The organism is Escherichia sp. E10V10 (assembly GCF_004211985.1).
Taxonomy (GTDB): domain Bacteria; phylum Pseudomonadota; class Gammaproteobacteria; order Enterobacterales; family Enterobacteriaceae; genus Escherichia.
Genome location: NZ_RHJO01000001.1, coordinates 809,566 through 829,632, shown reverse-complemented (window position 1 = coordinate 829,632; position 20,067 = coordinate 809,566). Strand labels below are relative to the sequence as shown.

The window sequence follows — 20,067 nt, the reverse complement described above, 5'->3', positions numbered from 1 at the left end:
ATTCCTGCCTTATTTAAACTGTTTGAGGAAACGCAGATCGTTTTCGAAGAATGAACGCAGGTCGGTGACGCCGTAACGCAACATGGTCAGACGCTCCATCCCCATACCGAAGGCGAAACCGGAGTAAACTTCCGGATCGATGCCAACATTACGCAGCACGTTCGGATGCACCATCCCGCAGCCCAGTACTTCCAGCCATTTACCGTTTTTACCCATGACGTCCACTTCTGCAGAAGGTTCGGTGAACGGGAAGTAGGAAGGACGGAAGCGAATCTGCAAATCTTCTTCAAAGAAGTTACGCAGGAAGTCGTGCAGCGTGCCTTTCAGGTTGGTAAAGCTGATGTTGGTATCAACAATCAGACCTTCCATCTGATGGAACATCGGCGTGTGAGTCTGGTCGTAGTCGTTACGGTAAACGCGGCCAGGCGCGATAATACGAATCGGCGGCTGCTGGGCTTTCATGGTGCGGATCTGTACGCCAGAGGTCTGGGTACGCAGCAGGCGGGTAGCGTCAAACCAGAAAGTGTCGTGGTCAGCGCGCGCCGGGTGGTGGCCAGGAATGTTCAGAGCATCGAAGTTATGATAATCGTCTTCGATTTCCGGCCCGGTTGCCACGGTAAAGCCAAGCTCACCGAAGAAACTTTCGATACGGTCGATGGTACGGGTAACCGGATGCAGACCACCGTTTTCGATACGACGACCTGGCAGGGAAACATCGATAGTTTCTGCAGCCAGACGCGCATTCAGCGCTGCGCTTTCCAGTTCGGCTTTACGCGCATTCAGCACCTGCTGAACTTGCTCTTTCGCTTCGTTGATAACCGCACCAGCTGCCGGACGCTCTTCTGGCGGCAGCTCACGCAGGGTCGTCATCTGAAGGGTTAAGTGCCCTTTTTTACCCAAATATTCGACGCGCACATTGTCTAACGCGGCAACATCTGACGCCTGGTTAATGGCCGCCTTCGCACTGGCAACCAGTTCTGCGAGATGTGACATGGTTTTCCTCATTGTGTCAGTGGTGACACTGGTTCGTTGGACTTAGAGCCTATCCCATCAGGCTATTTTACTTGCCATTTTGGTCCCGGGCAGTGCTCGAAATCCTCACGTACTTAAGTACGCTCCGGTTTCTCCGCGCTGACCGTGTCCAGACTGGCTGCGACAATTACGCCTGATGAGACAGGCTTTTTATTTTTCAAAACGCGCATACAAAAAAAGCCTCCACTGGGAGGCTTTCAGGCGCTGTTTTCCGTTTCTCTTCTCACGCGCTAGCCTCCTGGAGTCAGGTGCTAAAGTAAAAAAAGAAGCGGAAAATAGCAGCATTCATTGCTTGCGTTACCTTTTGGTACTTTTCAAAAGACCTTTATTGAAAAGGCTACGGCGATAAAAGTCAATGTTTTGATGGTGTTGAAACGAAAAGAGGGAGACTAGCTCCCTCTTTCAACTGGCTTATGCCAGAGCTGCTTTCGCTTTTTCAACCAGAGCGGTGAACGCTACTTTGTCGAATACTGCGATATCAGCCAGGATCTTACGGTCGATTTCAACAGAGGCTTTTTTCAGGCCATTGATGAATTTGCTGTAAGAAATACCGTTCTGACGTGCTGCTGCGTTGATACGCGCAATCCACAGTTGACGGAACTGACGCTTACGTTGACGACGGTCACGGTAAGCATACTGACCAGCTTTGATAACAGCCTGGAAGGCAACGCGGTATACGCGAGAACGCGCACCGTAGTAGCCTTTAGCTTGTTTCAAAATTTTCTTGTGACGTGCGCGTGCAATAACACCACGTTTTACGCGAGCCATATGTGCTCTCCTGTATCTATATTCTAATTAAAAAGTTAAAAAACGTTAACGGCTTATGCGTACGGCAGGCACGCGATTACCAGGCCCAGATCGCCTTTGGAAACCATGGCTTTCGGACGCAGGTGACGTTTACGTTTGGTCGCTTTTTTGGTCAGAATGTGACGCAGGTTAGCGTGCTTGTGCTTAAAACCACCTTTACCGGTTTTTTTGAAGCGCTTAGCAGCACCGCGTACGGTCTTAATTTTTGGCATTTTAATAACTTCCACTTCGCATTGTTGATAAACAGAAACAAAGGCGAATCACCCTGTGAGCCGAGGCCCACAGGAATGATTACTTGATGGCCTTACTGTTTCTTCTTAGGAGCGAGCACCATGATCATCTGGCGGCCTTCGATCTTCGTTGGGAAGGATTCGACCACTGCCAGTTCTTGCAAATCGTCTTTCACGCGATTAAGCACTTCCATACCGATTTGCTGGTGCGCCATCTCACGACCGCGGAAACGCAGCGTGATTTTGGCTTTATCACCCTCTTCGAGAAAGCGAATCAGGCTGCGGAGTTTTACCTGATAGTCGCCTTCATCTGTACCAGGACGGAATTTAATTTCCTTAACCTGGATAACTTTTTGCTTTTTCTTCTGTTCCTTAGAAGACTTGCTCTTTTCATAGAGGAATTTGCCGTAATCCATTATACGACAAACCGGCGGCTCGGCGTTAGGGCTGATCTCGACTAAGTCTACTCCGGCTTCTTCAGCTTTCTCCAGAGCTTCTCTCAGACTCACAATACCAAGCTGCTCGCCTTCCAAACCTGTTAAGCGAACTTCCTGGGCGCGAATTTCGCCATTGATACGGTTAGGACGCGCCGTTTGAACTCGTTTTCCGCCTTTAATACCTTATTCCTCCAATTGTTTAAGACTGCGGCTGCGAATCTCTTGTTGCAGCTTCTCGATCACTTCATTTACGTCCATGCTTCCCAGGTCTTTACCACGGCGGGTGCGAACGGCAACTTTGCCAGATTCCACCTCTTTATCACCACAGACCAGCATATATGGGACGCGACGCAAAGTGTGCTCGCGGATTTTAAAGCCAATCTTCTCATTTCTCAAGTCTGCTTTAACACGAATGCCCGCATTTGATAGTTTTTGCGTCAATTCGTTAACGTATTCAGACTGTGAATCCGTAATATTCATGATAACAACCTGAACCGGCGCAAGCCAGGTCGGGAAGAAACCAGCGAACTCTTCGGTCAGGATACCGATGAAACGTTCCATCGACCCAAGAATTGCACGGTGAATCATTACCGGAACCTTACGCTCGTTGTCTTCGCCTACATAGGAAGCGCTCAGACGAGACGGTAAGGAGAAGTCCAGCTGTACTGTACCGCACTGCCATGCACGATCGAGGCAGTCATACAGGGTAAATTCAATTTTCGGACCGTAGAACGCGCCTTCACCCAGTTGATACTCAAACGGGATGTTGTTTTCTTCCAGCGCAACTGCCAGGTCCGCCTCAGCACGATCCCACATTTCGTCACTGCCAATACGTTTCTCAGGACGAGTGGAAAGCTTGACCACGATCTTTTCGAAGCCAAAAGTGCTGTACATATCATAGACTAAACGGATACATCCGTTAACTTCATCGCGAATTTGTTCTTCAGTACAGAAGATATGCGCGTCATCCTGAGTAAAACCACGCACGCGCATCAGGCCGTGAAGGGATCCTGACGGCTCGTTACGGTGGCAGCTACCGAACTCGGCCATACGCAGCGGCAGATCGCGATACGACTTCAGCCCCTGGTTAAAGATTTGTACGTGACCCGGACAGTTCATCGGCTTAATGCAGTATTCACGGTTCTCAGAAGAGGTGGTGAACATTGCATCTTTATAGTTTTCCCAGTGACCGGTTTTTTCCCACAGGACGCGGTCCATCATAAACGGACCTTTAACTTCCTGATACTGGTACTCTTTCAGTTTAGAACGAACGAACACTTCCAGTTCACGGAAGATGGTCCAGCCGTCATTGTGCCAGAACACCATACCCGGCGCTTCTTCCTGCATATGGTACAGGTCGAGCTGTTTACCGATTTTACGGTGGTCGCGTTTAGCGGCTTCTTCCAGACGCTGCAGGTACGCGTTGAGGGCTTTTTTATCTGCCCACGCAGTACCATAAATACGTTGCAACATTTTATTGTTGCTGTCGCCGCGCCAGTAGGCCCCTGCCGTTTTCATCAGTTTGAAATGGTGGCAGAAACGCATATTCGGTACGTGCGGACCGCGGCACATATCGACATATTCTTCGTGGAAATAGAGGCCAGGCTGGTCATCATGGGCGATGTTTTCGTCCAGGATGGAGACTTTATAGCTCTCGCCGCGTTTAACGAAAGTTTCACGCGCTTCGTGCCAGCTGACTTTCTTCTTAATGACGTCGTAGTTTTTCTCAGCAAGCTCATGCATCCGCTTCTCGAGTGCTTCGACATCTTCCTGGGTTAACGTGCGGTCAAGATCAACGTCGTAATAGAAACCGTTGTCAATAACCGGGCCGATTGCCATTTTGGTATGCGGCCAAAGTTGTTTAATTGCGTGCCCTAACAGGTGCGCACAGGAGTGACGAATGATCTCCAGACCTTCTTCGTCTTTAGCGGTAATGATCGCCAGTTTAGCGTCGTTTTCAATCAAATCGCACGCATCTACCAGTTCGCCATTAACGCGCCCTGCGATACAGGCTTTCGCCAGACCTGGACCAATGTCCAGCGCAACATCCATGGGGCTTACAGCGTGGTCGTAATGGCGTTGGCTGCCATCAGGAAGAGTAATAACAGGCATGTTATATCCTTATTTGCAGTGGTGACCCACACGAAAGATCACATACAAAGAGAAAATTTATTTGTTTACAGTAAGTTGTGCAACCATCTAACCAACAATCGCTAAATTGGTACACAATCTGGTACACAAATGAAAAACTGACATCATCAGTCCCTCACCCGGCAAAGTGATGGTAACACTAAAAAAGTGGTGATTGCACCACTCTGTTTCAAATTGATTCACATTGTCTTGCCACAATGGATGCTATCGACTAAGTGAGAGCAGTACAAAGCCCTGCAAACCGATGCAAAGCTTTGTGTCCCGCTTTTGTCTCTCTAACCAAATTCTATTGGCTGATAAATTTATATGGCACGCCGTGACGCGTGCCTTTGGGAATGTGAAAAATCAGGGGCTGCGCTAATGCAACCAATATGACTGTACGCGGCCCACTCCATCAAAGGTTCGATTGGTGAATCTCTTACCTCACATTTACTGATAGTGGCCGTGTACTTCCCGGAACAACCCAAGATATCTAATATGAATGGACTTAATTTACGGTGTGATGACAACAATAGTAGCACCTCCCAAAAAATGAGAATCTGTGACATACAATAAAGCAATTCCTAATTGATTGAATTAATGATCATTGATAATATATGTAGTATTAGCTCACGAGTGTTTAGTTGCAATACTTATGCCATTCAATCTAAAGTTGACAAATTAAATGAAAAACGAATCACATCTTATTATAACAGAGACACCCAGCACTCGAAATTCCATTATAGACTCAATGAAAGGATTAGCTATAATTTTTGTCGTGTGGGGCCATTCAATTCAGTTTGTAAAAAAAGATAGTTTGAATTTTTTTGACAACCCATTATTCATTACCATTTACAGCTTCCATATGCCATTTTTTATGCTGCTTAGTGGCTATCTTTTCTATTTTCCCTCAAGAGGAAACCATCATCAATTATAAAAAGAAAATTCATGCAATTAATAATCCCATCCATTGCATGGTTCATTGCTGAATCCATTTTTGTGGGAAGAGATATAAATTTAATAAATATTAGATATGGAGCCATCTACGCCTTCTGGTTCCTTTCCGCACTCTTTGCAGTATCTATTGCTTATACTATTTGTCACTCAATAAGCAAACAATATTCTGCGGTGCTTTATTTACTGTTCTTTAGTATATCTCTTGCATATGGAGATGATTGGAATATGGACAAAATTAAATTTATGGCCCCTTATTTTATCGCTGGTATATTCGCCCATCGCATTTTAGACTTCGCCTCTAAAAATAGGCACAAACTTGGTGTCTTATCCGTATTAACATGGATTGGTATGCTTCTCCTATGGAATAGGGAGTATTATATTTACATATCTAAAATGACATATGATAATGTTGATTTCTGGCATCAATCATTCATTATTATATTTCGCTACTTCATTGGCTTCGCCGGAAGCATGTCGCTTATATATGCATATACATTTTTATCAACGAAAAATAATTTATTTATACGAACCACATCCTTTGTCGGTATTTACACATTTCCTATCTATATAATTTCGTCGTTTATTTTTTACAGAATAGAGGCATACGTGAACATTAATAACCTATGCGAAAATCCACTCATATATAACCTCATCATAACCCCTTCATTTGTTTTCCTTATTGTAACCACCTGCATAATTGTAGCAAGGTTATTGAAAACCAACAAATACACCTCACACATTTTATTAGGAGGTAGGCAAATATAAAGGTATTAAGAATATTTTTGCCAATAGATAATAGCGAAAATGGGGTATGATGATGTATTATTTATCTATTATACCCCATTCAAATTGTCATGTATTATTCCCGTACAACCTGTAAATTATCATCACTGATACCGTCATCGATCATCAAGTCGCCAGCATCTTTGACGATTTACACTAAAGATTTCTACACTGGTTGCAGCGGCCAGGTGATATCCGGCGCAGTTGATGTATCCACTTTCGTCAGTGCATAGCGATATTTCTGCCATGCTGCCAGTCGCGGCACGTCAGCGTCATCGATATAACCGCCCGCCAGCGCATCAGCCAGCGGGGCGATAACGACTGACGCTTCTGCCAATAGTGCTGCTTTTTTCACATCTGCTACCGCAACGAGTTCATCATGAGCCGGTGGCGGAATATCCCCCCATGCTGGCATTCCGTCATTCCCGGCAACACGCACCTTACCTGCGGGAGGGTTGATGAATTGCTGAAAAATATCTTCATTCACATCATGGCCCGACTCCGGCCACATCCCTGCTTGTTCATACTCATTCTGTAGCTCATACGGATAAAATGCGTTTGTTATTGCGTCATAGCGATACGTTCTCATACCTATTCCCCCACTACGATAGCGCTACCACCAGTGCTCACATTTGTATTTCGTGAAATGATATTCGTTGCAGTACACGTCCCGGCTATTGTGCCAACTCCGCCTGACCCTGGTACATAATCGGACGTAATTGCCCATCCTATTGCGCGATTTGGAAATGGAATGGGTAGCGGGCTTGTAATATCCCCAGGGCCATTGGCTATTCCCCGCCACTGCAGAATCCTGCCTCCTGGTAATTTCTGCCAGCCGGAGCCAGAGCTAAAAGCGTTCATGTCAGGAATTTGATTTGTGCCAGTCCCAACGTCGCGTTGTGCGGCGGTTTTCAAACCAAGGTATTGGAGAACCGCAGCGATATCAGTTTTGCCGATGATGTCCCTACCTACTTGCGTCAGGTCAGCCAGTGCCGCAGTGTCATCACCGTTGAAGTACGGGAGCTTATTGGCCACACCAACAAGACCAGCAAGAGCTGTTAAGGTTGCGTCGAGGGGTTGTATTTTTTCTGGCAATGCTGACCAGTTCGCGCCTGGTGGAGTGCTTGTATTGCTCGCCACCAAAGACTGATAAACAACCCCGCTCAACGAAACTAAAGCACCTTTACCATAAGAGAACGCAGATCCACCATTATCTGCACTGGTAATAAAAGGTGCGACGCCACCTGACTGAATTTCATTAATTGCCTGAGTTATTCTGTTGAATAACCAGTTCATCTTATCGCGTTCAATTCGTTTTGCTGATGGGTCAGTGGCAGGATCCAAAGAGTAAGCCTGACCATACCCCTGTGTCATATTTACACCGCCTCCAGCATCAGTATCAGGCACGGCAGCTTTATCCCCTGATGATGCAAAGGGGACCTTAATAAATGAGGTCATATTAACTCCCAAATTGTGAATTATTCTGATCGAAATTGAGGTTATAGTCAGCAAACCCAAAAGCATCTCGTGGTTTAACAAGATGGTTGAATTTGACGCCTGATGGTCTGGGTATAAGGTCGAAATCCTGAAGGAGCCTCATCATGATATCTGGAAGGATAATCTGATAAACAACGGTTATAGTCATATCCTGCCCATCAAGTGCGTAGACATCCTTCCCGAACACGTCATATAAAGCATGGTTTATGGAAGGCATTGAGCCATCGGAAGTTATCTGCCACCAACGCATGCGAAGTAATTGTCGCTTTTGCTCGACCGTAAGTTTATTTACTGAGTCAACATCAACCGCGAAGTTACTTCTGCCGAAATTCAGGCCAATATCTGCAAATCCAAATGCTGGATAGTTTGCGGGGCTCGCTTTTGATTCGGTATACAGAGGTAGGTTAAGGATGATTGCCCAGACATTCAGCCCGAAATCATTCGCAGTAAACAGATTGAACACATCCCTTTCCCACGAGGTCCAGAAAACCTGATGATTATCGCCATACCATTTCTGCTTCAGGTTAAAAATATTCACCAGGTTCGGTGACTGATCATACTCCCACTTTAAAACCTTCATCAAATCCAGAGAGAAGTCGAACCGTTGAATATTCATGTTGTCACCACAAGAATATCGTCAACCTGAATAGTAGCCTTTTCGTTTAACCCTATCGCAATATCATCTTTTGACCAGGTCGGGGCAGTTGCTTTATTCGCTATATCAACGCTTTTAATAAATATTTGAGGTGAGGCAGTGTTAGCTGCGGCTGACAATTCGAACGGAGATACGTCTGTGCCGAGAGTAAACCCTTCTTCTCCATTATCGAGTTGCCCGTTTGCATATTTCACGATGGTATCTTTGATAAGCGAAGTTGGATCGCCTGTACCAACACCTTTAGAGACAACCGTAAATTTCGCCATAACAGGCTTGGCTATAGGCCTGTCAAACTTGACTGTTGATTTCTGCCCAGACCAGGCATCTGTCACATCAACACTTACAGCCCCATTCCACGCAGCCCCACCTGTTTTAGAGCGATAGAGTGCTGCTGCAACTGCGGCATCTTCGCCGCCATCAACACATGCCCAGACTGAATGACCAATAAGGCTAATCCCATCAATCGTTTTAGTTGTGTTGTCTACGTTCTCACGAAACGACAGCGAATTAACCCCTACCACCGCCCTGACATTTGAATAGACAGCCTCTCCAATGGATCGACCTTGAATGGCCAGAGTCTGGCGCCGTTCTTTCCTTGCTGACAGGTCTGACTGCTCTTCAGTACCCATTGTCCCGGCAACCGGATTATCCGATGTTTCCCAGCCCACAGACGTGTACCCAACGACAGGGTCTTTCAGCGTATGAGCTGGGCAAGGAATGGCTCCTGGCTCCAGAGCCTGAAATATACCGGTTCCTTTCCCTGAGTTATCCAGCGCGACGGTAGAAAGCAGCTCAAACAGATTTCCATTTGATGAACGCCTCGAGCCGGACGGTATCACCACGCCTGGGACACCAGTTAGCGCGACACCATCGACAAGCGTATATGTTGAGGCCCGGCGCTTCCCTCCTGTTAGCGCCCAGATATCATCCAGGAACAGGCCGCCTGCATAGTTGGGGTTAATCTGGTTTGCTACAGCAGCATTGTTCGCTACAACTTCAGAACGAACTGCAACGTCGCTGGCGATGATCATGCCCTGCGGCGTGTCCGGCGTAACGTCCAGATCGCTGCCAAAAGTGGATTTCCACTCATTCTCTGTATCAGTCAGGATTTGCGATGTATCCGGGACAATCACACCTTCTGGCGAGAGGTATTTATATGATTCCACTTGCGCTCTCCGTTCCGTAAATCGTTCTTATCTGGGCGGTGTAACTCAGCGTATCGCCGTTTTTTTCGAAATTGATGTTCCCCACCCCTTCGACGCCTGGAACGGTCTTGTAGACCTTTCGCAGGAACATGTCGTACAAGCTAATGTCTGGTTGGGACCCCAGCGCAATATCGAAGAACGGGATACCGCGCGACTGCGCGTACGGCAACTCAGTTAGCTTTGTCCTGGCTACGTGTTCGCACGTCTGAATGACGGCCTGTAGGCCAGTAGCCATTGCGATGTTTCGGGAGTTATCCAGGTAGATATCAAAGTCATTGTTGGTGGCTAATGTCTTCATGGGTTCTTCATCGGCCCTACGTTGCCGCCCTCCGGATTGGTATGGACGTGACCAAACGTATTGATGGTGCCGTCAGTGAATTGTGGTGCTTTGATCGGCTTATTGGACTCAATACCGCTTTCAGTTATCGACACGACAGTGGAGCCCGCTGTCAGCACTATGCTACCTGGCTTAACCGCTACTGATGTCGTACCGTCGATAGTCTGTAGCGTGGCAGCTGTACCATCGCTGACAACAAAGTCCTTCATTACATCCGGTATAAAGACGCCGTCCTCAAAACAGTGAAGCCGGGTTGTATTGCCCGGCTCCGCTTCATAACTCTGCAGGAATAACGACATATCCCTGTCACTTGCCTTTATCCATCCCAGGTCGCCTGGTTTTATCGGAAACGTAAGACACATACCACCGCCACCGATTGTCAGCACCGGAACCTCTGCAGGTGCCATGAGTGGATTCAGGGAGCCGTCCGTCATTGTGACTTTATAGAGAATTTCTATTTGCGCCCGATTAACCGGCGGGGGGTTATACGACACGATTCTTGCCGGCAACATGTCATCGACATCTAGCAAAAACTTTCTCAGCACCAGGTCCATCGAGCCGGAAAGGCTGTCACTTTGTCCCGGCTTTTGGCTTGGAGTTGGATTTGGCATCAGCTTTCTTCTGCGCCTCGCGTTTTTCGGCTATTGATGTGATGTTGTCGTTGTTGCAGGACAGGTCGAGATACCAGTCATTTTCGTGCGTCGCCAGGCTGGCTGCCCAGTTGTAAATCACGTACTGACCATTTGCGGCTTTGTTGACCGAGGACTGAATTTCAATCTGCTGCCCAAGCTTTACTGACGGGTCGAACAGCATGCGCACCTTAACGCCTTTATCATCCAGAACCGGGTTGCCAATCATTCCGGTAGCCGACGAGATTACCCTCACTTCGCCCTTCATTCCTTTCCCAAGGTCTTTAACCACCAGGAAATCATCGTCAATAAAGCAGTCTACATCGCCCACCTGCTCAAGTTTTTGTATCTGCTTGCCGACGGGTCCGTTATAGACGTAGTTGGCAACAGTCTTGTCTTTGGCCTCAAACCGCAGAGTAAGGTCGTAGTCTTTCGCCACCCCCTTACACAGTTCGGAGAGCTGGGTTGTTTTCGGAGACGAACGCGACGCCCATTTGTACTTCGCACCATTCTGGGTTAAAGCCTTCATGGTGAGTCGGCGATCAGGCGGCATGCTGGGTTCAGCCAGAACAACATCACCGTTATAGATAGTCTCTACACCAGTGGACTGACGACCGGCCATCACGGTGATCAACTTTGGCTTCTTGTTTGGATTCCAGGGGGAAGTTTCGGTGACGAGATAATCAATGGTTTCAAGAAGGAGGTTGTCGAGTGTTATCTGGCAGCTGTTCTGTTTTCCATCTGACGTTTTAACAATCTTCGCCGTGGCGGCCGCGCCTTCGTAAAACTTCATCTGCCCGTTAATCTCGATTCCAATTTTTAGCACACGGCCATCAAGCATTGTCGATCTCCTCATTCGTCATCCAGACAAAAACATCGCTCCCCTCAAAAGATGTGTAGTACGGCAGCTCGTCATTGTCGGTGATGATGAAAAAATTACCGTCATTGAGGTAACGCGATGGAATGATTGGCGCACTGGCAACCGCACGGCGATTGTTGACGATTACTGTGCCATCGCGAGTGACTGAGACCGCCATGATGCCGTTGCACTCTTTGAGGGATAGCTCATACAAAGCGCCCTCGAGGACAACGGAAAGTGATTGCCTTGGGAAAGACTTCAATGGGATTTGCTTCATCAGAACCAGTCCTTAATATCCTTCGCCACAGAGCTGGACTTTGTTTGAGTGGCTGGAGAAGCATCTGATGGGCGTTTCTGCCCCTGCTTCACTGTGTCGGCATCAGATTTGGCCGTGCCTCCTGTTTTTGCAGACTTGCTGGACACCGCAACCTCTTTGGCAGGCATCGTTTCAACGGTCGATGTGAACCACTGAACCTCTTTTAGGGTTAGCGTTACAGCTACCGTGTCACCAAGGTCTGGCGCCTCATCGTGCGGCATGTCGGTGATAACCATATCCGCGTATGACGATGCGCGGGTCTGTACGATCAGCGATGTACTGTTGACGTAAGCCTGCTCAATGTCGCCATACACCGAACCATACGCATCTGCCGGGATAAACATCGTGAGCTGCGCGACGTTAGGTTTGATGATTTTAAAGTCAGCGATGGTGTTACCGGTTTCCAGCGGATGCTCACACAAATCGGAAGAACGATTCAACGCGGCGCGCATAGCACGGCATTCAGTGAACATCTGAGCGCCAAATTCATCCGTTATCCGTACAACATCCACAGCAAATGAAGACATCACCATGTTGTACGATGACAGGGATCCGGATGCGGTATTCATCAGGTCAGAGAATGAAGACATTAATGGCTCCTTCCATCGTCATATTGGTTTGCCATATCTCCGTAAGCATTCTTCAGCCCATCGGTCATACTGCTGGCAATACCCTGCGCGTCAGTGGCCTGCGTGGTCACTTCGACCTTGGCGACATTGACGTTTTGTGTGTTACTGACCCTCGATGAGCGGCCTGCGCCTGGATTTGCCGGTATTGCCGGGGCATTGGCAATATCCTGCATAGAGCTGTTTGCGGCCTGCACTGACGGCATTGGTTGTTTGATTGGATTAACGTCATCAACCACGCCGTCTGGCGTAGGCTGTACCGATTTCGGTTCGTCCTCTCCCTTCACGGCGTTGATCGCCTTTTTCATGAAGTCAGGCAACTTGTCATAGGCGGCCTTGCCTGCGTTTGATACGGCGTCTGAAATGTAGGCTCCTATCTGGGAGAAGATGTTCTTTACCCATGACAGCAGGTCATTGAATACTTTCTTGGTGTCAGCGGTGAGTTTCTCCCATGCACTGTTGAGAGCCTTTCCTATGGCATCGCCAGCATCGACTACACCCTGAACTATCTCATCCCAACTGGCCTGCAGCTCTGCAACCAGCACATCCATGAATTGTGAAGGATCGGAAAACAGGAGTTTCAGCGCCTCCCATGCCCCCAGGAAACTTTCTTTCACATTCTCTAAGACACCGGCTAGCGCAGGGAACTTCTGTACCAGATCACCGATGACTGATTCGCCGCCGTTGAAGTACTGCCAGAGGTCTTCCACTACTAGGCCCAGAGCAGCAGCGACAGCAATGATTGGAATAAATGGAGCCATCGCACCCCATGCCGCCGCCGCCATTCGCCATAATGAAGCGGTCAAGGCGGGAATAGCTACGGTTGCAAGCGCTCCAAAGAAGGTGAATAGGAAAACTTTATGCTCACGCCCCCACGCGATTACCTTTTGAGTTGTTTCAATTAACAATTCGAGGGCCGGAGTTACACTCATTGCTATCTGATCAGCAAATCGCGAGAAGATTGTATTTAACTCGTTTTGCGCCTGCTTGAATCGCTTAAGTTGCTCTACGTCTTTTTCGTTCAGGACGCCCAACTCTTTCTGCAGTTGGATTTGCTTTTCCAGTGCCTTGCGCCCATTCAGCATGGCGGCAATAACGGCATTGTCCGTAATGCCAAGTTGCTTGATCTGGAAAGTGGCCTGCTGTTTATCCATCTTCGACATCGTGTCGGATAACTCGAGCAACGCCTCATCAGCAGATTTGATGTTGCCTTTGACATCCTTCAGGCTGACGCCAAAAGTTTTGAATGACTCAGCCTTCCCTGATTTTGCATCGGATGCCGCCTCACCCATCGCCTCGTTAAGGTCGATCATGGAGTCACGAAATCCGTCAGCATCTACGCCAAGTGCCAGGAACGTCCTAGACAGGGCGTCATATTCGCCGATATTCACACCAACTGTTTCAGCAGCCTGAACTTTGGCTAACATTTCAGCTGTATGATCAAGCATCGCATTGAGCGATAAGCCAGCCCCGGCTATACCCAGGGCGCTTACTGCGAGTTCTTTAAAGCCATCGCTAGTTAACCCTGCTTTTTGCAGCACGCCATCAAACATGCCAAGCATGGATTTATGAGCACTGTTAGAACCGTCCTCTACATCTCCAAGCGCACGGTCAGTGTCGCGCAATCCGCGTAACGCATCACGGTTATCTGTTTCCAGGAGAAATACAAACGTGTCGAGAATGCCCATGCTGGCTCCAATAAAAAACCCCGCAGAGCGGGGTTGTTAACTTATAAAGAAATGGCTATTTACCAAACAACTTAGCGAAGAAGCCTTTTTTGGGCGGAACTTTCTCCTCTTCGTCGAAGAAGTCGATTATGGGTTTAGACGAACAACGGCAATCCCACTCCCTTCCTGGGAAGATATTAATTCCGTTAAAGTTAGCGCCCTCAGAAAGATTGAATTTTTTCGATGCCAACTCCGCATGCTCACACACGGCACCACCATAAATCCATTCCCCACTCTTGACGCCAGCCTTTAATAACTTATTAATGTTTGCGTAGGATACATATTTGCAGCAAAATCTAGCTGCAATAAATCCAACTTTCTTAGCGTTTATTCCTGAATATCTCTCGATTAAAAGTGCCGATAACTCTTGAGACCCACCCCAAGACTTAAGGACCGCGAGTTCAAGCTCTGACATTTCAACTTGAAACTTATCAAAATCCATTTCCAGAAAATCGTTAGCTATTTGGGCGGCGAGAGAACTATCTATGCCGTGTTTTTCTACCAAGTCAGAAATAATCTCATCCATCATGCTCTCTTCCCGTTAACAGATATCGACGTCATAACTGCCTTCTCTTTGGACTCCAGCAATGGTTTTTTATCTTCACCTAACTTGCTGAAAGTGCATTTTGCTGAACCAGGAACCGTGGCACCAAAAGAGTTTTTAGCATGGAACACCATGTCAACACTGTAACCGTCAGTAGTGCTGGTCGTAATGGTGTTTGATCTGTCAGCGTCGAAGCTGCTTGGATCTTTGATTCTTTCTTTAACTTCGGTAGTGCATATCGCGATCATCATGTCAGAGATGTACTGGTTATCTCTGGGCTGATTTGAGCACGACCTCACAAACGAGATAGCCACCAGAACAATAAAGATCGTTGACCCGTAGTAAACAACCTTTTGCCCTAACGTCCGCTCTACTTTACCGCCGCCTTTTATGTAATCTCTTCGCTGCCTGTACGGCATTTTTTTGAAGTCAGAATATTTCACGACCATCCTCACCAATGGCATTGATATCTCCGTAAAAATATCACAGGCGGCGAAAGCGGTATGAATTTTCGATCTCAACTTCGTTTTTTATTGATCTGCTCCATTGCCCACCACTCGTTAAACCGTGTAGTCATGACAATTTCCCAAAGGCTAAAGGCCTCCTCCAGCGTGACGGAGGTCTTCAGTTCTGTCAGGGTTGCTTGTCCTGCCGAGAGGATTGTTGCAATGAACTGGTCAGCGTTGACGTAATCAACTTGATCATATTCTGCACGATACCGCCGGAGGAAATGGAGCGGGTGAACTTTTCGAAAAAAGAGAAGTTATACTCGAGCAACTCTTTCTCAAGACGCATCAACGCTTCGCCGTCCGGCACATGGTTATCAACCAGAGCCGCAGTGGTCAGGCGAATGGTTGAGCCGTCATCCAGTACGCGATCAACGAACGTCATCGCCTTGAGCATGATCTTCTCACTCTCAGCGTACTGGTTCTCTTCCCACTGCTTCGCCAGTGCCGCAATCGAGGTTGGATACTTCGCGGCAATCTCCCGCGCTGCAATGGCAGGAAACTTACCGATGATAAACGGTACATCGTTACCGGCCCGGTCTTTCACCGTGACGTTTTTCGCTTCCAGTAATTCAGCCACGTTATACCTCTACCCGGCTCATGCCTTCAAAGCGGAAGTTATATACCTTCGATTTCATACGGCCCGCTGACGCTACAGCGTTACCCGGGAGACCATCAAAAATGATACCCGGCGTAAGCGTAATGGTGGAGCCGTTCGGATACGTACCGACGATGGTGATGGTGTCTTTTGCGGGGCGCTTACCGCGAGCAGCACGGTTGGCTTCAAATACGACTGCCAGATTTTTGTCATCTTCACCGCCGGGGATCACCGCAATTGCCAGAGGAATTGGGTTAGCCTTAGACCAGTGAACCATATCGCCGTTGAGCCCCATAGCTGCATCGTTGATCTGCAAGGTTGGCAGATCGAATGGGTCAGCGTCATCAGGGAACTCAGTGATCGTGAACCCGGAAGGATACGTCTTGCTCGCGATGACGCGAACCTGTAGGCCAAAGCCTGCGATGTCTTGCATCTGTTATCTCCAGAAAAAAGGCTGCGCACGGCAGCCTTATCAGGTTCGTTAAATCAGGATATCCCGACCGGTTATTTTGTTTACTGCATCGGCCTTCGAGTAGACCAGCAGATAGTCGATAACGTATTTGATAGTGCCGTTCGTCTGCGACTCCTGCTGCACGGAGGCATCAAGCCAGTAGCCAATTGACTGCACCTGGTGCCAGGCCAGCGGGTCACCAGTGATTTGGGTGACGTAAGCCTTCTGCGTAACCGTCAAATCCTTCTCGGCCTTAATAGTGCCGTTGAACTGCGCGCGCGGGATTGGCGCATCATCACCGCCGTTAAGAAGGCTGATCACGATAGCGCGCCCTTCTTCCGTTGCCGGGATGATTGGCAATGACAGAAGACCAGACATCAGCACTGCGGTCGCGGCCGATTTAAACCACTGCTCGTTGGCATAAACGTTCATCTGCAGCGGATCCGTATTGGTGCCGCACAGATAGCCGTTCTGGTAAAAATCGATGGCCTGGCCTGCGTTCTTCGTGCGCCCGTAGTAGTTCACGCGAGTGTCAGTGTCGATCGCATTGGCGTCAGTATTACTATCAACCTTCGGAGTGATACCTGACACCTGCTGGAACATGTAGTTCTGGCTGGCGTTGCGCTGTTTGTAGTCGGTGGCGCCAAGGATAATGCCGGGAATTTGTTCATCAAACTCTGTGTTGGCGTCGTTGACGATGGTCATCGCGCAGCCGCTATAGGTTTGCAGCGTTCCATACCATGCGCCGTAATCAGCCATTGTCACCGGCACCAGGTACATGTATTTAACGTTCTGCGTTGCGTTCCACGCTGCGATACCCTGCACGATGTCATGAGTAAGCGCGGTGCCGCAGAAAGCGAATGAGCCGTAATTGTCGCTAATTTCATCCGCCTCGATCACATAATCGAGAGTGGTTGTGGCATTTGACCCCGGAGAGGTAACCATACCTTTCGCGATGGTCCAGCCAAGGTTGTCGGCGATATCGACACCGGTCCCCGCAGCAATCACGTTTACAGCCGCAGGAACATCATGACCAACAAACGACGCGTTGAACCTTTGCTCCAGAGAGTCGTAAGTAACCGTCGCACCGCCGAGAATACCCCGGAGTTTGGTCTGGATAGCGGCTGCCACATCAGCCAGAGCTACAGCTGAAGAGAAGTCGAGATCGTCAAGCAGGTAATCAGACTGGCCAACAGTGATACGAACAACACCGTCAGTGATGGCCTGCCATGTCGCGATGGTTGTCATCGGAGTACCGCCGACAATCCCCGGTGCAGCCGCAGAAGAAGCATCACTGTAATGCGCGAAGGAGAGTTTTTTTGCCTTGGTGATAATTTTCGACACAAAGCCAAAATACAGCGCAGCGCGTTTGTATTCCTCAGACGCGGTACCAAAGGTAGTGGCAACATCGTTAATGTCGGTAAATTCCATCACTACGCCAGCAGGAACCTTCGTGTCCTTCGTGAACAGGCGAAGGATAAGCTCGCGCTCTTTAACGGCCGCGCTGCCTCCTACGCCGGACGTAATGTCCACGTATTTCTTGATAGAGATGCTCATCAGCAATCCTCGTTAAACGCGGTATATTCCGCTGGTGATTTGCTCAACCTTGCCCACGTCATGGGTTAGTGTGAGTTTGTGACAGATGATCAGATCGAAGCTAGGGACGTTCTCCCACTGCTCGGCCTCGTTCTGAATGTAATTGGAGGTTATGGGCTTCACTACCTGCATGCCCATGCCCGCGGCTTTTAGCGCAGTGAGCATCGAATGACTTTGAAGAATCAGCGAGGCGGTTGTCAGCACCCCCTGAACTGTCGGTGTATCGACGGTTTCGTCTTCGGGCTTCACGAACGGCAGCACCGCGTTAAACTGAATGGTCTCAGCAACGTTCTGGTGCTCAATTAATTCCGGGTTGCCGCTCGTCACCCTGGGCTTTCGGGACTGCCAGCCGACACGCTCACTGGAAATGTGGTGCATAATGATAGCAGGAACGGCCGGCGGCCCGGTCGACACACCGGAATAGCTCTGCATCACCCGTACCGTCATCCCCTGCCCGGCAAAGCCAGCGATGAGTACTTCGCGAATGAGTTTATAAATTTCGTTCATTGCTTCACCGCCACCAGTTGGGTCCACCCATCCTGAACCTTCCAGTTTGTTGGCTGAATGATTTCCCACTCAGCGGCATTCCAGAGGATTACGTCTGCCGCCGCTCCGCGATACGCCGAGTTAGCAGAAGTCTGTATCCATGCGCCAATGTACTCGCGCCCGGTGGTCAGGCCGAATTGCTGAATGTCGCGGAATGACAGAGGCTGAACGGATGCACCATAAAGAGCCTCAGGAGCGCTGTACGCGTTGATGGTTTTACCGTAGTCATTCTCTTGTTGACCAAGAAAGCGCTTAATCTGGACGCCAGCAGACGGGTTAATCGCTGATAACGCCATGCCAAGGAGATTTGAACCTGGTACGAACATTATTTCTCCTTAACGAGTGAAGTGCAGGATGCCAGCATCAGGCCGGTAGCCTGCAATGGCTTCTCTGGTTCTAACCCTCTAGCTGCACGTGCTTTCTGGGTAGAATCCTCAAGTGGTGGCGAACTGATTTGCGTGATAGTCATCCGGACATCCCCGGCTGCCAGTTCTCCGATAGCGACAAAAACCTGTTCAGCTGAACGAGCGCCGCTTGCCACAGCCCTAACGCCAATCCCCATTTGGCGGGACCAGTTACCCTTTTCAGCGGCGACGGTTGGCCTGACAAATGGTCTGGGAGGAATATGCCTGGCGGGGCTTCCGTATTCCTGTGTCTGCGCTACCAGCGCCACTGGAGTGCCATCAGGATACTTGGCGGTATCCATCCAGCCGACCTCAACCTTCAGTCTCCCCATCTCCTGCACGCGCTTAACCAGCTCATCCAGACCTCTGCCCATTAGAACCTCCCGCCAACCTTTCTGAATGCACGACGCTCCGGAGCGCCACCAATATAGCCAAGGCCAATCGATAATCTAGCCAGCAATGCCGCGAGTTGCTCACCGTAAGGAGTCTTGCCAAGCCACGCCATAAACGCACCCTTGCTCGACGCTGCATTAGTGAAGCCGACACTTACAGAGCCAACCGTTGCGTTACTGATGATTCCTGTTGATCCGCTTGCCGGTGCTGCAGGTGTGCCGTTAATCATCAAGAGGTGGGCAGTGAGAAGCTCGGTCATCAGTTCCTGGCACTTCACGCACCGGAACCACCGGTTGCCGACGTCGATGTAGCAATCCACCATGTCGGCCATCAGCAGGATACTGTCTGTGGGATAGAGCACCGGGTTAACGAACTGCGGGAATTTTTCCCTGAACTCGTCGACGTCGATCATGGGTTACTTCTCCTCTTTCGGAGCCTTTTTACCCATCTTCGCGTAGTCTGCAGCGGTATCCTGGGCAGACTTATCTTTGTCCATCTCAGCACCGCGCTCTTCAGCGTCGTAGCCGTGTTTTGCCTTCTCGTCGAAGGACATAAATCCGCGCTCAACGAAGCCCATGAATGCCGGGTCAGCTTTGAGTTGCTCGAGTTCTTCGGTAGTGACTACTGTCGCCACGCCGCGCGGGGTGATCATGGTGCGCTTGTCTTGCGAATTAGCGCCGCCTTTAATCAGGACGCCTTTGTCGTAGGTATCCTTACGAGCATGGCCTTTCCAGACCGGGAAAAAATTGTCAGAAGTACAGGACGAATAAACTGCTGGCATGGTTATCTCCAGAAAGAAATG

26 protein-coding genes and 1 other annotated feature are annotated in these 20,067 nt (G+C 49.0%); all 26 genes read right to left on the bottom strand.

Annotated features, from left to right (window positions below):
* Positions 1–9 precede the first annotated feature (9 nt).
* Positions 10–993 (bottom strand): phenylalanine--tRNA ligase subunit alpha, encoded by a 984-nt coding sequence (pheS, locus tag D9736_RS04050; RefSeq protein ID WP_130257764.1) that lies wholly within the window; start codon positions 991–993, stop codon positions 10–12.
* Between the two features lie 209 nt (positions 994–1,202).
* Positions 1,203–1,327, bottom strand: a sequence feature (Phe leader region).
* Positions 1,277–1,321, bottom strand: a complete 45-nt coding sequence (gene pheM / locus D9736_RS23340; protein WP_001386830.1) for a pheST operon leader peptide PheM — start codon at positions 1,319–1,321, stop codon at positions 1,277–1,279. It overlaps the preceding feature by 45 nt.
* Before the next feature lie 116 nt (positions 1,328–1,443).
* Positions 1,444–1,800, bottom strand: a complete 357-nt coding sequence (rplT, locus tag D9736_RS04040) for a 50S ribosomal protein L20 (protein WP_000124850.1) — start codon at positions 1,798–1,800, stop codon at positions 1,444–1,446.
* Positions 1,801–1,853: 53 nt separating this feature from the next.
* Positions 1,854–2,051, bottom strand: a complete 198-nt coding sequence (gene rpmI, locus D9736_RS04035; RefSeq protein WP_001124225.1) for a 50S ribosomal protein L35 — start codon at positions 2,049–2,051, stop codon at positions 1,854–1,856.
* A 92-nt stretch (positions 2,052–2,143) separates the two neighbouring features.
* Positions 2,144–2,686, bottom strand: a complete 543-nt coding sequence (infC, locus tag D9736_RS04030; protein ID WP_001700733.1) for a translation initiation factor IF-3 — start codon at positions 2,684–2,686, stop codon at positions 2,144–2,146.
* Between the two features lie 3 nt (positions 2,687–2,689).
* Entirely contained in the window at positions 2,690–4,618 is a 1,929-nt protein-coding gene (gene thrS, locus D9736_RS04025) for a threonine--tRNA ligase (protein WP_130208286.1), read from the bottom strand.
* 1,924 nt (positions 4,619–6,542) lie between these two features.
* Complete coding sequence (locus D9736_RS04015) at positions 6,543–6,965, bottom strand: tail fiber assembly protein (protein ID WP_130257762.1); 423 nt, start codon at positions 6,963–6,965, stop codon at positions 6,543–6,545.
* Between the two features lie 2 nt (positions 6,966–6,967).
* Complete coding sequence (locus tag D9736_RS04010; protein WP_130257761.1) at positions 6,968–7,834, bottom strand: hypothetical protein; 867 nt, start codon at positions 7,832–7,834, stop codon at positions 6,968–6,970.
* Between the two features lies 1 nt (position 7,835).
* Positions 7,836–8,489 carry a DUF2612 domain-containing protein gene (locus D9736_RS04005; RefSeq protein WP_107164438.1) on the bottom strand — a complete coding sequence of 218 codons (654 nt, stop codon included), beginning with the start codon at positions 8,487–8,489 and terminating at the stop codon, positions 7,836–7,838.
* Positions 8,486–9,694, bottom strand: a complete 1,209-nt coding sequence (locus D9736_RS04000; RefSeq protein ID WP_130257760.1) for a hypothetical protein — start codon at positions 9,692–9,694, stop codon at positions 8,486–8,488. Before D9736_RS04000 ends, D9736_RS04005 begins: the two co-directional genes overlap by 4 nt.
* Positions 9,681–10,031, bottom strand: a complete 351-nt coding sequence (locus D9736_RS03995) for a hypothetical protein (protein ID WP_130257759.1) — start codon at positions 10,029–10,031, stop codon at positions 9,681–9,683. The genes D9736_RS04000 and D9736_RS03995 overlap by 14 nt, the downstream gene beginning before the upstream one ends.
* Positions 10,028–10,582 carry a Gp138 family membrane-puncturing spike protein gene (locus D9736_RS03990; protein ID WP_276320471.1) on the bottom strand — a complete coding sequence of 185 codons (555 nt, stop codon included), beginning with the start codon at positions 10,580–10,582 and terminating at the stop codon, positions 10,028–10,030. The genes D9736_RS03995 and D9736_RS03990 overlap by 4 nt, the downstream gene beginning before the upstream one ends.
* A gap of 58 nt (positions 10,583–10,640) precedes the next feature.
* Entirely contained in the window at positions 10,641–11,540 is a 900-nt protein-coding gene (locus tag D9736_RS03985; protein WP_130257757.1) for a hypothetical protein, read from the bottom strand.
* The gene (locus tag D9736_RS03980; RefSeq protein WP_130257756.1) at positions 11,533–11,835 is read right to left on the bottom strand and encodes a hypothetical protein; all 303 of its coding nucleotides are present in this window, start codon (positions 11,833–11,835) and stop codon (positions 11,533–11,535) included. The genes D9736_RS03985 and D9736_RS03980 overlap by 8 nt, the downstream gene beginning before the upstream one ends.
* Complete coding sequence (locus D9736_RS03975) at positions 11,835–12,464, bottom strand: phage baseplate protein (protein WP_130257755.1); 630 nt, start codon at positions 12,462–12,464, stop codon at positions 11,835–11,837. Before D9736_RS03975 ends, D9736_RS03980 begins: the two co-directional genes overlap by 1 nt.
* On the bottom strand, positions 12,464–14,188 hold the full coding sequence (locus tag D9736_RS03970; protein WP_130257754.1) for a hypothetical protein: 1,725 nt from the start codon (positions 14,186–14,188) through the stop codon (positions 12,464–12,466). The genes D9736_RS03975 and D9736_RS03970 overlap by 1 nt, the downstream gene beginning before the upstream one ends.
* Before the next feature lie 55 nt (positions 14,189–14,243).
* On the bottom strand, positions 14,244–14,756 hold the full coding sequence (locus D9736_RS03965; protein ID WP_130257753.1) for a hypothetical protein: 513 nt from the start codon (positions 14,754–14,756) through the stop codon (positions 14,244–14,246).
* Positions 14,753–15,235: a hypothetical protein gene (locus D9736_RS03960; protein WP_130257752.1), complete on the bottom strand. Its 483-nt coding sequence runs from the start codon at positions 15,233–15,235 to the stop codon at positions 14,753–14,755. Before D9736_RS03960 ends, D9736_RS03965 begins: the two co-directional genes overlap by 4 nt.
* Before the next feature lie 169 nt (positions 15,236–15,404).
* The gene (locus D9736_RS03955) at positions 15,405–15,857 is read right to left on the bottom strand and encodes a hypothetical protein (protein WP_130257751.1); all 453 of its coding nucleotides are present in this window, start codon (positions 15,855–15,857) and stop codon (positions 15,405–15,407) included.
* A 1-nt stretch (position 15,858) separates the two neighbouring features.
* Complete coding sequence (locus D9736_RS03950) at positions 15,859–16,308, bottom strand: hypothetical protein (RefSeq protein ID WP_130257750.1); 450 nt, start codon at positions 16,306–16,308, stop codon at positions 15,859–15,861.
* Between the two features lie 48 nt (positions 16,309–16,356).
* Positions 16,357–17,883, bottom strand: a complete 1,527-nt coding sequence (locus D9736_RS03945; RefSeq protein ID WP_130257749.1) for a DUF3383 family protein — start codon at positions 17,881–17,883, stop codon at positions 16,357–16,359.
* A gap of 12 nt (positions 17,884–17,895) precedes the next feature.
* Complete coding sequence (locus D9736_RS03940) at positions 17,896–18,429, bottom strand: hypothetical protein (RefSeq protein ID WP_130257748.1); 534 nt, start codon at positions 18,427–18,429, stop codon at positions 17,896–17,898.
* Positions 18,426–18,794 carry a hypothetical protein gene (locus D9736_RS03935; RefSeq protein ID WP_130257747.1) on the bottom strand — a complete coding sequence of 123 codons (369 nt, stop codon included), beginning with the start codon at positions 18,792–18,794 and terminating at the stop codon, positions 18,426–18,428. The genes D9736_RS03940 and D9736_RS03935 overlap by 4 nt, the downstream gene beginning before the upstream one ends.
* On the bottom strand, positions 18,794–19,246 hold the full coding sequence (locus D9736_RS03930) for a hypothetical protein (RefSeq protein WP_130257746.1): 453 nt from the start codon (positions 19,244–19,246) through the stop codon (positions 18,794–18,796). The genes D9736_RS03935 and D9736_RS03930 overlap by 1 nt, the downstream gene beginning before the upstream one ends.
* Positions 19,246–19,677 carry a DUF4054 domain-containing protein gene (locus D9736_RS03925; protein WP_130257745.1) on the bottom strand — a complete coding sequence of 144 codons (432 nt, stop codon included), beginning with the start codon at positions 19,675–19,677 and terminating at the stop codon, positions 19,246–19,248. Before D9736_RS03925 ends, D9736_RS03930 begins: the two co-directional genes overlap by 1 nt.
* A 3-nt stretch (positions 19,678–19,680) precedes the next feature.
* Complete coding sequence (locus D9736_RS03920; protein ID WP_130257744.1) at positions 19,681–20,046, bottom strand: hypothetical protein; 366 nt, start codon at positions 20,044–20,046, stop codon at positions 19,681–19,683.
* Positions 20,047–20,067 lie beyond the last annotated feature (21 nt).